7 protein-coding genes are annotated in these 14,758 nt (G+C 60.2%); 3 read left to right on the plus strand and 4 right to left on the minus strand.

Annotation, left to right across the window (positions count from 1 at the left end; all coding sequences use genetic code 11):
- Positions 1-568 precede the first annotated feature (568 nt).
- Together JKL45_RS22485 and JKL45_RS22490 are read left to right on the plus strand one after the other, a co-directional pair.
- Positions 569-1,399, plus strand: coding sequence for a M10 family metallopeptidase C-terminal domain-containing protein (locus JKL45_RS22485; RefSeq protein WP_201863913.1), 831 nt, complete (start codon positions 569-571; stop codon positions 1,397-1,399).
- Positions 1,400-2,133: 734 nt separating this feature from the next.
- Entirely contained in the window at positions 2,134-8,544 is a 6,411-nt protein-coding gene (locus JKL45_RS22490) for a peroxidase family protein (RefSeq protein ID WP_201863914.1), read from the plus strand.
- 115 nt (positions 8,545-8,659) lie between these two features.
- Here JKL45_RS22490 and JKL45_RS22495 read toward each other — a convergent pair whose 3' ends face one another.
- From JKL45_RS22495 to JKL45_RS22505, 3 genes are all read right to left on the minus strand, one after another.
- Positions 8,660-8,851: a phage tail protein gene (locus JKL45_RS22495; RefSeq protein ID WP_201863916.1), complete on the minus strand. Its 192-nt coding sequence runs from the start codon at positions 8,849-8,851 to the stop codon at positions 8,660-8,662.
- Between the two features lie 321 nt (positions 8,852-9,172).
- Positions 9,173-10,960: a putative bifunctional diguanylate cyclase/phosphodiesterase gene (locus tag JKL45_RS22500; protein ID WP_201863918.1), complete on the minus strand. Its 1,788-nt coding sequence runs from the start codon at positions 10,958-10,960 to the stop codon at positions 9,173-9,175.
- A 1,206-nt stretch (positions 10,961-12,166) separates the two neighbouring features.
- Positions 12,167-13,078, minus strand: coding sequence for a Hint domain-containing protein (locus tag JKL45_RS22505; protein ID WP_201863958.1), 912 nt, complete (start codon positions 13,076-13,078; stop codon positions 12,167-12,169).
- Positions 13,079-13,392: 314 nt separating this feature from the next.
- On the opposite strand from JKL45_RS22505, the gene JKL45_RS22510 reads away from it, so the two are divergent.
- A complete protein-coding gene (locus JKL45_RS22510; protein ID WP_210345868.1) occupies positions 13,393-13,824 on the plus strand; it encodes a hypothetical protein in 432 nt (143 codons plus the stop codon).
- A gap of 473 nt (positions 13,825-14,297) precedes the next feature.
- Here JKL45_RS22510 and JKL45_RS22515 read toward each other — a convergent pair whose 3' ends face one another.
- Positions 14,298-14,555 carry a hypothetical protein gene (locus JKL45_RS22515; RefSeq protein ID WP_201863920.1) on the minus strand — a complete coding sequence of 86 codons (258 nt, stop codon included), beginning with the start codon at positions 14,553-14,555 and terminating at the stop codon, positions 14,298-14,300.
- Between the last annotated feature and the right edge of the window lie 203 nt (positions 14,556-14,758).

Below are 14,758 nucleotides of genomic sequence, written 5' to 3' on the forward strand. Positions count from 1 at the left end.
ACCTACAATCATCAATCCGATTACGGTGCGCAGCCCGGAGTTCGCCCGCGAGGTCTGGCGCTAAGAACGGATAGAGAACACTACCCGCAGGGACATTGCGGGTCAATGGAAGGGCAGGGTGAAAGTCCGGCAACTCCTGCGGCACTCTCACCTAATGATGGACGCGCCTCCTGGAGCGATATGCCAGAAGCTGCATTTGTTGCAATAAAATTACGTTAAACAAACTTGGCTTGGCGGCAGATCAAAGCAACCATGCCGCGATCCCGGTCGTTTCCCATCTGACGGGGAATAGCCGCTCATGCTGCAGCTCTGCGCCGTGTATCGGCACAATGAAGCTGCTGAGGTAATCAAGAAAGATGACCGAGAGGAGGGGGCGAACTCCCGATCGTCTTCCTGCCGCTGAGACGACCACTAAGGCGCTACTCCTGACGCCACCAAGCCCAATCAAGGACCAATCAAAGTCCAGCCTTGACGGAGTGTGCAACGCCGCTGTGTCCGACCTTCGTCCGTGGCGGAGCCGCGACTGTTCCCTGATAATTCACTCGGCAGCGAACAGGAATGCTAAGAGATGGCCGACACAATCGCACCCGTTCTCACGTCGTTGAACCTCCCTGCAACCATTTACCTCGACGGCGTGGATCGCGCCGTCCCGCTCAGCGTCGGCGCAGGCGACACAAACGGAACGGGCGTCACGGCTGTCCAGGTCTGGCTGAGCCGCCCCGTGACTCACTTCGAGGCCGATAGCCAGACATGGGTGAGCGATACCCTGAATTTTGACGGAATGCTTGATCCATTCAGCGATGGCCGCTCTACGCTTCAGTGGAACCTGTCACGGTCGTCTGAGCCCGGACCATACGGCATCCTCAGCGTCTATGTGGTCGATGCTGCCGGCAACGAACGCACCTACCTTCCCGCAGATTTGAAGGCCGTCGGGATCCGCACGAGCTTCACGATCAGCACCTTCGATCTCGTGACCACCGGGGATAAGGGCAGGAACATGGTTCAGGGTGGATCCGGCCATGACAAGCTGAATGGCGGCCTTGGGATCGACACGCTGATTGGTGGCCCGGGCAAGGACGCCTTCGTGTTCAACACCAAGCCGAGCAAGACGAACAGGGACAAGATCACTGACTTCAACAGCAAGGATGACAGCATCTGGCTCGACAATGCTGTCTTCAAGAAGCTTGGTCCCGGCATGGATGCCGCACCGGTCCAACTGAAGAAGGGCTTCTTCACCATCGGCAGCAAGGCCAAGGACCGAGACGACTACGTCATCTACAACAAGAAGACCGGTGTTCTCTCCTACGATGCGGACGGCTCCGGCAAGGGCAAGGCCGTCGAGTTCGCGCAGCTTAAGAAGGGCCTCTCCCTGAAGTACGACGACCTCTTCGTGATTTGAGCAGTTGGTCGACGACTTCTCAAGCAAGGGGACGTACCGGGTTGCAATCCCTGAGGCGGCAACCCTGCCGCGGCTTGCGTCACCTGTCTACCCGCCATGGCAACGGCCTCTGACCTTAAGAAGGACAACCCGTGGAAGCGGACTTCGTCCTGTAAGGTCGTTCCACAGGATCAAGCATGCCACACTTCGCCGTAGTGGGCGAAGGCATCGACCGCGGCTCACCTGAACCTAACGAGATCGAGATAACGCTGAACGTAGTCACGTGTCGAGAGACTGCATTGCAGCGACGCTCTTCTGACCGGTTTGTAGACTACGTGTAAGCCGAAGGCTTACCAGGCCTCTCGATACACTTTACTTCGGGACCGCTCCGGCAGACGACGTGAGAGCTTATGGACATAGGCTGGATCTGACTGGGTGACAGCGACGGGTGGCAGCGAAGGCGCCTCCACATTGCGGCGCTGCCGCAAGAGTGTCACCGGTGAGCTGGTGTGTCAGCGGCAGAGTAGGACGCTGATCAGGTCGGGCAGCGTTCAAACGTATTCAAGCCTGCTGCACAGGTCCGACCAAAGCCTCAGACCATTGTCGCAGTCAAAACCAACCTCTGGTCCCGGATCCCTCAGACTTCAGCACGGCTGCTCTCCGCCCTTCGGCAGTGGCGGGCACCTTTCCCTTCCTGCCAATCTGCAACGGTGTTTAACGCCCGCAATGGGCTCAGCAGGGAACGGGGAACCGCCATGGTGCATATCGTCAAGCACGATCTGGAATTCATCCTGAAGCAGATCAAAATCGCGGAGGCCCACTCGGCAGGCACACCGCTGAACCAGATCCGTATTGATGCGAACGGCAACATTTCGACGAACCCGAACGATCCGCTCGCCATTCCGGCTCCTCTATCGCCCTACGGCCTTCGCACGGTCGACGGCAGCTACAACAACATGATGGAAGGCCGCGACCAGTGGGGTGCCGCCGATAATCCGTTCCCGCAGATCACCGACCCGTTCTACCGCAACGAGGGTGACGATGCGATGCCGGCCGGCTATGTGGCCGGCAACAACAACAATTATGGTCAGCAGGGGGATGTCGTCGATGCCGACCCACGCCTCATCTCGAACCTGATTGTCGATCAGACGTTGGAGAACCCTGCCGCGATCAGCGCTGCGCTCACCTATGCGGGGATCACCGGCGCGAAGCAGACCACCGCAATCAATGAGATCAGGAGTGCCTACCTGGCCGTCAAGAACGGAACGGGCACCCAGTCGAATCTGGACGCCGCTCTGGCGAAGCACGGCGTCGAGATGGACGGAAAATCCGTCGTAATTCCGAACGTCGCCCCGGACGAGGGCCTGTCGGCCTCGTACAATGGCTGGTTTACGCTGTTTGGTCAGTTCTTCGACCATGGCCTTGATCTCGTGTCGAAGGCCGGCGGAACCGTTTATATCCCGCTCTCGCCGGATGACCCGCTCTACAACCCGGCCAGCCCGCGCACGAATTTCATGGTGCTCACACGCACCGCCAACGGTGGTGAGAACCTGACCACCCCGTGGGTCGACCAGAACCAGACCTACACCTCGAACGCCTCGCACCAACTCTTCCTGCGCGAGTACGCCATGGTCGACGGCAAGCCCGTCTCAACCGGCAGGCTTCTCGAGGGTGATCGCGGCCTTGCCACCTGGGCCGACGTCAAGGAGCAGGCCCGCACAATGCTGGGCATTGAGCTCACCGATGCCGACGTCACCAACATCCCGATGTTCGTCATGGACGAATACGGTGAGTTCGTGCGTGGCGAGAACGGCTTCCCGCAGATCATCCGAAGCCTCGGCGCCGACCAGAAGTTTGGCGGCGGCGATGATGTGCTCGAGGAGGGCAACCCGTCCTCCCCGATCAGCACCTTCCCGTCCGTGCGCACCAACCACGCCTTCCTTGACGACATCGCACATGACGCCAAGACGATCAACGACCGCGGTCAGAAGATGTACGCGGATGACGATAACGCCCTCGGCGTCGGCCAGACCCTGGTCGCCAATCCGAACTTCAACGCTGATCTGCCCGAAAGCTCCACCAACCAACGCTACCTAGGCGCCCTCAACCCGGACTTCAACCCGGCTCTTCCGGTCAGCGCGGCCAACCCCCAGTACATCCCGCTCTCGCGTTTCTACGACGACGAGAAGCTCGACTCGCACTACATCACGGGCGACGGGCGCGGCAACGAGAACATCGGCCTGTCCGCGGTTCACCACGTGTTTCATTCCGAGCACAATCACACCGTTGAGCAAGTGCAGTTCCGGGCCATTGAGTCCGGCGATCTTTCCTTCCTCAACGAGTGGCTGCTGGTCGACCTGCCGGCGGGCACCGTCCTGCCGCCAGCCGATGATGCGGCAGCGATTGAGACCTTTGCCAAGACCCTCACCTGGGATGGCGAGCGCCTTTTCCAGGCGGCCCGTTTCACCACTGAGATGCAGTACCAGCACCTCGTGTTCGAGGAATTCGCCCGCAAGGTCCAGCCGGACGTGGACGCCTTCGTGTTCAACCCGTCGGTGGACATCAACCCGAATATCTTCGCCGAGTTCGCTCATGTGGTGTACCGCTTCGGCCACTCCATGCTGAATCAGGAGGTGGCTGCAACTAACGCCAACGGCAGCGATGCCAGCATGGATCTGTTCGATGCCTTCCTGAACCCGCTGAAGTTCGGCGCTTCGAATGCGCAAGGCACTGTTACCCTCACCCACGACCAAGCTGCGGGCGCCATCGTTCGCGGCATGACCAGCCAGGTTGGCAATGAAATCGACGAATTTGTGACCGATGTGCTGCGCAACCAGCTCGTCGGCATCCCGCTCGATCTCGCAGCGCTCAACATCGCCCGTGGTCGCGAAACCGGCATGCCACCTCTGAACGAAGCCCGTCGTCAGTTCCAACAGGCTGCCAACGGTGACAGCCAGCTAGATGCTTATGCCAGCTGGACAGACTTCGCGCTTAACCTCAAGAACCCGGCTTCGATCGTTAACTTCATTGCAGCTTACGGAACGCATCCAGCAATCACGGCCGCGACCACAGTGGCTGCGAAGCGTGAAGCCGCCATGGCTTTGGTGTTCGGGGACGGTAATGATGGTGACGGCGTCACGATTCACGGCGTGACCTATACCGACCGCCACCACTTCCTGAATGCCACCGGTTCCTATGCTGCCGTGGAGACGACCGGTCCGCTCGCGGGACGCTCATCCCTGGGCGGGTTGGAGTATGTCGATCTCTGGGTTGGCGGCTTGGCCGAGAAGAAGATGGCTTTCGGCGGCATGCTCGGGTCGACCTTCTCGTTCATCTTCGAGCTCCAGCTCGAGAACCTTCAAAATGCTGATCGCTTCTACTACCTGTCGCGCGTCCAAGGCCTGAACTTCCTGAACGAGCTGGAAAACAACTCGTTCGCCAAGATGGTGCTGAACAACACCGACCTCGGCGAGACGGGTTATGCGCTGCCGGGCGACATCTTCTCGGTGCCGGACCATGTCCTCTACATGGATAAAGCCATGCAGACGAAGTTCGGCTACTCTGATCCCGTGCAGGAAGATCCGTGGCTTGAGGCACTGTCGCCGCTGGTTGAGCGCAGAGACGCGAACAACGACGGTGTGGCCGAGTACATCCGCGTCAACACCAACGACCACGTGCTGATCCAGGGCACCAATGGCAATGATACCATCGTGGCCGGCGGCGGTGACGACTCGGTGTGGGGCCGCGACGGTGACGACAAGATCGAGGCTGGCTACGGGGTCGACAAGATCCACGGCGGCAAGGGTGACGACATCATCACCAACTCCGGCACAGATATCGGCGAAGTCGATATGTTCCACGGCGAGGAGGGCAACGACGTGATCCATGCCGGCAGCGGCCTGGCGCTGGTGTTCGGCAACGAGGGGCAGGATTTCCTCATCACCGGCCCTGATGGCAAGGAGGCCTTTGGTGGTCTCGGCAACGACTTCATCCTGGGCGGCGAGGGCGGCGACTTCCTCCTCGGCAACGAGGGCGACGACTGGATCGAGGCGGGCAACGGCTTCGACACCACGGCCGGCGACAACTCGGAGCTGAACTTCAACTCCACCATCATCGGCCACGACGTGATGTTCGCCGGCAACAACGAGCATGATTTCGACGCCGAATCCGGCGACGACATCATGGTCCAGGGCGAAAGCGTCATGCGCAACGAGGGCATGTGGGGCTTCGACTGGGCGATCCACAAGGGCAACCAGGAGGCGGCGGATTCCGACCTGACCCGGCCGATCTTCACCACGGACGAGCAGGATATCCTGCGCGACCGCTTCGATGCGGTCGAGGCGCTCTCCGGCTGGGACAAGAACGACGTCCTGAAGGGCGACAACCGGGGGGATCCCGATCCGAACGAGGAGCCGGAGCCGGGCGAGAACCCCAACCTTGCCGCCGCTGAGAACACGATGGTCAGGCATGAACTGACCCAGGCGGGCGTCAACCGGATCTCGGGACTCCGTGACCTGCTGGGCAACTGGGCGGCCGCGCCAGTAGCGGGCGATCTTGAGGCGCAAATCGCCTTCGACGACGGCAACATCCTGCTCGGCGGCGGCGGCAGCGACCTCATCGAAGGTCGCGGTGGCAACGATCTCATCGATGGCGACAGCTGGCTGAACGTGCGGATCCGCATCACGGTCGGTAATGAGGTCTACACAGCTGACGGCATGGCCCAGAAGGTCTACCGGGAGGTGGACTACAAGGACGGGGCTCCTGTTGCCGGCGCCGTGGCGCAGTTCGGCGGCAAGACCCTCGACGCCCTGATGCTCAGCCGGACCCTCAACCCAGGCCAGCTCTCGATTGTCCGCGAGGTCGTCAAGGATGATGGGATGGGGGACATCGATACGGCCGTCTTCTGGGATGTGAAGGGCAACTACAGCATCACCCTGGGCGACAATGGCTCGATCATCGTCAGCCACACGGGCTTTGACCCGGCCAATCTCCCGGCCGGTGTCGACACCCGGGTCTCGGATGGCGTGGACAAGCTGCGGAACGTTGAAGTCCTGAAGTTTGCGGATGGCAATGTCAGCGTCCGGGAACTCCTGAACACCCCGCTCAACATCATCACCAATGGAGGAGAACCGATAGCGCTTACGGTGGACGAGAACACCCCGGCCGGCACTCTTTTGGTCGATGTGGACACAAATCCGCCGCCGGTGGGACTGAAATGGTCCATCACAGGTGGCAATGAGCGCGGTCTGTTTGTGATTGACCAGGGCACCGGACGCATCACTCTTGCCAGCACGCCGAACTACGAGGCCCTGAAAGCCTTGGGAACAACCTTTGCGTTAACTGTGGCAGTGACCGATGGCGTCCGGGTCGACACGCAGCAGATCACGGTTGATGTACAGAATGTCAACGAAGCACATACTGGTACAGTCACTCTGGGGTATCAGGCTGATACGGGAGCGCTCTTCGTTGCCAACAGCATCGGAAACGATCCCGACGGAGCTGGCTCAGTCACGTACCAATGGCAGGCGTTGATCGGTGGAACCTGGACGAACATTGGGGGCGCGACTGGGACAACGTTTACGCCTGGGCCGGACGAGGTCGGACGTAATCTACGTGTTGCGGCGACCTACGTGGACGGTGGCGGATTCACACACCTCATCCCCTCCGACCAGATGGCAGTCTATGGCTCTGATGCAACCAACACGCTGACGGGCTTGGCTGGCCGGGACATCGTTCTGGGGCTGGGTGGCAATGACGTGCTGCGCGGCAACGGGGGCGATGACACGCTTACCGGCGGCTTGGGCAAGGACACGCTCACCGGTGGGATCGGCGCTGACACCTTCGTGTTCACCAGTGCAGCCGACAGTGGCATGGGGTCGACTGAGCGTGATGTGATCAGCGATTGGGAGAGCAGCGACAGGATCGATCTGAGCGCCATTGACGCCAGCACTCAGGCCGGGCACCAGAGCTTCGTCTTTGCGGGCCAGGGGGCGGTGAGCAACTCCGTGGCGGCTGGTCAGGTGAAGTACTTCCACGACAACGGTAACACCTATGTGGTGGGCGATGTCACAGGTGACGGGATCGGCGACTTCAAGATCGACATCCGTGGCCTGCACACCCTGACAGCAGCCAACATCCTCGGGGTTCTGGCCAACCGGGCACCGACCGGCCCAAGCTCCATCGTTCTGAACGCAAGCAACGAGGACACCGCCATTACCCTCACGGCAGCCCAGTTGCTGCAGGGCTGGAGTGATCCCGATCTCCACCCGCTGTCGATCCAGAACCTGCAGGCCTCCTCGGGCAATCTGGTCAACAACGGCAACGGCACCTGGACGTTCACGCCGGCCGCCAACGACACCACAGGTGTGACCTTCACCTACACGGTCTCGGACGGGGGTCTGACTAAGCCGGCCAGTGCCACCCTCGACCTGCTGCCGGTCAACGACTTCGCTCCTACGGGCGGGGTTGCGGTGGGAGTGTCCCAGTCGGCTCCAGGCACGCTGACAGCCTCGCATACGCTGCAGGACGGCGACGGTTTGGGCGCGGTCACCTACCAGTGGCAGGCATGGACCGGCTCCGGCTGGACCAACCTCGCCAGTGCCACCGGTGAGAGCTACCAGCCGACGGATCTGCGGCCGGTACGGGCCGTAGCCAGCTATACCGATGGTGGTGGTACTCTGGAGACAGTGATCTCGAGCCAAGCGGTGGTGATGGGAACTGGGACGGGCAATGCCCTGACCGGCACGGCCGGAGCCGACATCCTGGTGGGTCTGGGTGGTAAGGACACGCTCTCGGGCGGAACGGGAGCTGACACCTTCGTGCTCACCAGCGCGGCGGACAGCGGAATAGCCGCAACGCAGCGCGATGTGATCACCGGCTGGGAGAGCAGCGACACGCTCGATCTGAGCGCGATCGATGCCCGCCCCGATCAAAACGGACACCAGAGCCTCGTGTTTGTTGAGGGCTTGGGGGCAGTGAGCAACCGCGTCGACTTCGGCCACGTCAGGCACTTCCACGACAACAACGCCACCTACGTCATCGGCGATGTCACAGGGGATGGAGTTGCGGACTTCAAGATCGAGATCCGTGGCCTGCACACCCTCACGGCCGACAACATCTTGGTTCTCGATGAGGTCGTGGGGACGGGACCGGATCCACTTGGCTAAGTAAGGAGCTGTGATCAAACAGATGGGGTCGCGCCTTCGGGCGCGACCCTTTAGCCTGACCAGTGACCGTCCGCGTTTCCCGGACGGTCTAGGACATTGACCGGTAAAGCAATCATCATGGTGCGGTGATCTTCGGCATGCCGGTTCGTTGAACCCTCCAGCTCTCCGGCCAGTAGCCCGCCCACTCGATCAGACCGATCGCGAGAGTCAGCGTGATGACGATCACGTAAAGCACCAGTTCACGACGCGTGAGACGTCGCCGGGACAGTTGCCACAGCCGGATTGTGAGTCGAACAAAGGGATCCACGCAGCTCATCAGGAACGTTCAGAAGGGCGTTACCAGTTCGTAGTCGCAAGCAAGCAGAAAGCATTTGAACTGATGCAACAATCCTTGGTTCTGTTCTCGCCGGAGGTGTCCGAGTGGCTTCGTTCTGCCAAAACAGCTTGCCGCCTCTCAATTAATGTAACAAAATTACCTTAAGAAGCACGTCAGGGCGCCTGGTGTAGCAAGAGCATCACAGATGGTGGTGCTGGTTGATCCGAGCGCGTTTTGGCTTTGCCGGTCTGCTCGTACAGTAGAAGCGCCCGTCAACGCGAAGGGACCAAAGGACGGGTCTCCTTTTCGGCTCTACAGGAAGCCGGATCGCCTCGGCCGAGAGAGCGCGACCGGTGGTGCCCAGGATGCAATCAGGTTAACAACGGAGCTCCGGGGCGCAGGCTTGCCAAACAGGTATCCCTGGCCTTGGCCGCAACCCGCCATCCGCAGGTATTCGGCCTGCACGGGAGTTTCGATTCCTTCGGCCACGGTTGTCAGGCCGAGCTTTTTTCCCAGATCCAATAACGCCGCCAGGATCGCCACATCCTCAGAACTGCTCGGCAGATTGCGGATGAAGGATCGGTCGATCTTGATTACATCCACTGGGTTTTGCCGCAGATGCAGAAAGGACGCATGGCCGGTTCCGAAATCATCCAAGGCGATCCTGACACCTGCTGAGCTCAGGGTTTCCAGCGCCCGGACGATATCGTCAGCACTGTGCCCGAGGAAGACGCTTTCTGTGACCTCGATCTCCAGGCAACGGGTTGGAACGCCCGCTGTTCTGAGGCCCTCAAGCACCTGCTCGGCGAAGCGGCCGCTCCGGAATTCGGCCGGTGCTGCGTTGATGGCCACGTGACTGAAATCGACGCCGGCCTCCAGCCAGGCCTGCATGTCCTCGATCACGGCGGCCAGCACCTGACGTCCGATGCCCGAAGCCAGACGAGCATCCTCGAACGCGGCCTGAAGGCTGACAGGGGCTTCCACGTGTCCCTGCGGATTGCGCCAGCGCAGCAGAGCCTCAAACCCGGTCAGGCGACCGGACCTGAGACAAACCTTCGGCTGGTAATACGGCGTGATGCGCCGCTCCGTGATGGCACCGCGCGCATTGCTGAGCATTGTCGCGCGATGCTCGACGTCCGCTCGCATGGCGGGTGCATACATGACGGTGGCGCTGCGCCCCTTGGCTTTCGCCACATCAAGCGCAATGCCGGCTTGCCGGAGGAGGTCTGTCGTGTCGTGCGCATGCGCCGGCAGAAGGCTTGCGCCAATGCTGGCGCAGCAATCCAGCATCTGGCCTTTGCAGGAGAAGGGCTCCGCTAGGCGTTCAAGGAGGGTTTGAGCGACGGCTTTCAGATCCTGCTCGGAGGTGACCCGCGGCAGGATGATCGCAAACTCATCTCCGCCAATGCGCGCCACGGCATCGGTATTCTCGAAGAGGGTGCGTAACCGATGCGCCGTCGTTCGCAGGACAAGGTCACCGGCATCATAGCCGACGGTGTCGTTGACCTGTTTGAGATGATCCAGATCCAGCAGCAGCAATCCGATACCCGCATCTTGGTCGCCCTGCGCCACGGCTGTACGGAGGGCCGTCTGGAACAGCTCCCGGTTGGGCAGTTGTGTGAGAGTGTCGTGGAACATCACCCATTTGGCGCGCGCCTCCGCCTGCCGCTGCTCGGTCAGATCAGTGACAAAGCCTTCCAGGCTGACCGGCTCTCCCGTCGGGTCGCACACGAACCGGCCGCGGTTCAGAACCCATCGCACTCCGCCGTCGCGAGTCCTGATCCGGTAATCGACTGCGAACAAGTGACGGCTTTCGTAAGCGCGCTGGACGGCACGCTGCAATTTGTCCAGGTCCTCCGGGTGGGTGATCCCCGCCCAGGCGATCCGCCCGCTGGTGAAATCATCGGCGGCGTAACCCGTCAGGTCTTTGGCGCCGTCACTGATCAGGATCGGGGACCAGGGTGATGTGGGATCGGCTGTGTAGATCACGCCCGGCACGTTGTTGAGGAGTGTCGTGAGCGCCTGGGGACTCAAGGCCACCGGCTGTCGGGCGTTGGGCTCACGGGCAGGCCCATGGGAGGCGTTGGCTGTACCACTCATCTCATCATCCCGCTGCCGCCCCTGATTTGGGCTAAGAACCCGTGGAGCGCCTCACAATCGGAGTTTTTCCTTTATATTCTACTACTTCCGCAGAGGTCCAGCATGCATTCGTCGTGCAGGGAGCCTCGTTTGAGCGGTGATGTCGGCGGCATCACCGCAACCGGTGCGTCCCCTGGGAGTATCGTACCTAAACCCGAACCATGAGGATTACCTGGCGTTCGACAACGATCGAGCCGTTCGGCTGCGGAGGCAGATCGACATCCTATGAACCCGTCTCGGATTGTCCCGATTAAGGAGCCGACCACGGTAGGTTCGGAGTGGATGAGCCCTGGACGTCTCTACCTCGCGAAGAGGCCGCCCTCGCAAGCCGTTCGACATGGCTGTGGTGCTGGTCGCCTGGTCACAGCACGGATGTGCTCGGTCCGACTCCGCCTCAGATTGAGTTGGATCTCCGCATGAATCGAACGAGGGAAAGGCTGACGAAATAGAGCAAGGCTGATGCGGCCAAGGTCAGGCAGCCATACAGCGCTATTAATCCACACAGGCGTCTCAACTTGCGGGCCGACTCTTTGGAGTCATAGACGGTGATGGAATAGGGGTGGATATCCTGGCCATCTGCCCGCCGGCTGAAGTAGATAGCACTGCAATCCACACCGGACGAGGTACTCGCGGGCTCTGGCAGCTCAGCGAGAGGGCGGCTGATGTAAGGTATGCACTTCTCTGATTGGAGCTCCCGCAGAAGCACTTCCCGGAAGGCGTCCCGACCGGGGTTGGTTTGGTGTACGATGGTCAGAGGATAGATCAACCCGAGAGAGATAAAGCTTACAATGGTGACTGCGAGCCACGACCATTGCCACACGTTCAGTCGGCGAAAAACGCTCATGGTCGCGCTCGCTCTCAACAACTTTACCTTCGAGGGACTTTGTGGGGGCGCTTGCGGCACTAGCCCTGAGGCCGTTGTTGTCACGACATGACCTTGGCAATCATGGAGCTCTACAAAGGTGAGGCTGCAGTCCGGTCAGGCGCTAAGAGAATACGCGCCCGGGAGGGCAGGTAAGCGTTTGGAGATCACGAATGTGATATGCAGCACTCGCCTTGAGCTACCGAACGCATTCAGCGTTGATAGAACAGACACATCTGCTGGGTCGCAGGGAGTGGAGCTCTGAGCGGGCTCCACTCCACTGGTTGCATTAAGCTGCGAAGCAATTACGCGGCTTGCGTCGCCAGAGAACCAAACAGAGCCTGGGCGCGGGCTGCGAGGCGCTCGCGGATGGCGACCGGAACCTGCCGGGCTGCCTTGGCGCGCGGATAGGCCATCTCGACCAGCGGGGCCGATTCCTCGCCCAGAGCCTCGTGCTCATCCCAGTTGTCGAAGGCAAGCCGGTCGACGTTGTCGATGAAGCTTTCAGCCGGGACGTTGTCGGCGAGCAGCAGCGAGTGATCGGCGAGTTCGACGTGGTAGTAGGTGAAGGTTTTCGCCGGAGCGGGAGCGCGCACAATCGAGGTGCCGTTCACGAGCGCGCTGGCATGGACCAGGATATCATCGACCAAGATAGCGTGATCGGGAGAGACGTAGAGATCGCGTGAGGGCACGTTCTCGGCCAGAGCGCCCGCCTTGATGCAGATCGGATTGACACGAAGCGGGTCCGCAAAACGGGTGGAAATCGTCTGGCGGCCAACCCAGCGTACAGCGACAGTGCGACCGTCGGCTGTCTTGACCAAATCCCCGTGTTGCAGTGCTTCTACAGAAGTCTCGCCCTCCGGGGTTGCGATTTGCGTGCCTGGCAGGAAGCAAACGGGAGTCGGGACGCCCGAACTCACATTAAGAGTCTTCGTGCCCGTAGTTTCGATCGGTGTATTTGTGAAGAGCAGATAGTCCTGACCCTTAACTTGCGCGATAAAGCCGCCGTCCGCTGTGCCAACGTAGGTATATGATGGCCCCACGGGCGTCCCGTCGGACTTATTGAATGTAAGCACGTCGTTTGAAGTTAGTGTGGTTTTATCGTCGCCTACAGCAGTTCCACTGTCTACCACGTCGACATCTCGGTAACTGGGCTGAGGGACTGAAGTCGACGATGCAGGCACGACTTGATAACTCGGGCCATTCTTCTTCACCATGTATACATACTTATAGTCGCTGATGTCCGCCACAGTCGCCCCCTTGCATACTTGCTGGAATACTTTCAAGCGCCGTTCTGTTACGGCCCGTGATTAATGGATAGCATTTCAGCGGTTCGGGGTGACTGCTGCACAGGGATATTTACCCAGTCTACTGGGATGGAGCGACTAACCTTCAGGATATTGCTAGTCATATCCCTTAGGATAAATTGGCAGGTAAGATGGTTGCGATTGATGTCTCGACCCGCTGAACAATGGCCTTGTGGTCGAGCGGCAGTTGAGCAATAGAAACGCTCAAACGGATGGGGCAAGGAATGACTGAGGATGAAATCGAATACGTCGCCCAGGAGATGGCAAAGGTCGGGGGCGTGTCTTGGTATCCCGGACGCACGTCGGGTGGATTATTGAGGAATGTGTGCGAGCGCTATCGCGACCGGGCGCGGGTGGCGATAGCGGCTCTGGATCGGGTGAGAACTGATCCGCAAGCGGCTGATGTCCCAGTGATTGAGCAGTCGCGTGAGAGTGTGGCCAGTGAGGGTTCTGACGAAGCTCCCAACAACAAGCTCGAGGTCGGCAGCATTGTTGTTCATCGCCCGCCGGGGGATCAAAGGGCAATCGAGTGTCAGGTCACGCAGATCGAAGGCGGCTGCGTCTACCTGGTGCCATGCCCGCGCCATGATGTGGGATGGGTGGCGATCGACAGCGCTGTGCCCGTGGAGGCAGGGAAGGGCAGATCCGTAATGTAAGGCCGGAGCGCTGCGCCGGTTCGCATCCGTCCACTTGCTCACGTGTGCGGGAATTGCTGCGCCACGCACTGCTGGCGTCTTGGAAAATCTGGATAGGCCAACCCACTGCTGAAGGCCGCGTGCTGCCGTATCGGACGCGCCATGGCTGAGTTCGACAGCATCTATAGCAATGTTGATCGGGTGAGGACGGGAGGACACTGAAACCATTCGGCGGCCGATGGCATCAGTTTTGAACCTCACTCCTTGCACAGCTGGGCAACTGACGCCCGGGCAGGTTCACGTCCCTATGAGCAACGTGGCGTGAGTCCAGGCCACCGGGCAGATCCGAGCGCTCATTGGCTTCCTCGGCCGGCCAACGCCGCTAAAGATCAAGATCGAAGAGGTGCAACTGCTGGAGGGAGTAGGGCCACTCCAACAGCTAAGTGGACCAAGCGCAGTGGAGTTCATCCCATTAAGTAGGAAGACGGGATCCTTCATTGATTAGCGATCAGGAGCGCGCACCCGAGAAGCAGAAAGGCGCAGAGCAGGCCAATCCAGTCGAGGAAGCGGGCTGCCGATGTTCTGATCAGGTTATGAGCGCGGATCTCCTTATCCTCATCATCAAGAGCGAACACGGCTACTCCCCGGTGTCGAAGAATTGTTTTCACGAAGAGCATCTCGGTGCTCTTGAGCGTGGTGATTAACCAAAGCGCGCGGACCTGAACAATTACCCTTAGGAGGTAGAGCCGCATTGCATCACACGCTAACGACACCAGAAGGATGGGCCGTGAGAGGTGCAACCGCTTGAGTTGGTCGGGTAAAGGCGTTGCGAACACAGTGTGTCAAAATGAGGTGCGCACACTCGGTGTTGCTCACCCGGAGTGCGTTTGCTTTTGTACGGCAGCTCCGGCGATCCTCGAACGAGGCGTTTTATCACCGCTCTCGCACAACGCTT

The sequence above is a fragment of the Microvirga soli genome (assembly GCF_016734765.1).
Lineage (GTDB): Bacteria > Pseudomonadota > Alphaproteobacteria > Rhizobiales > Beijerinckiaceae > Microvirga > Microvirga soli.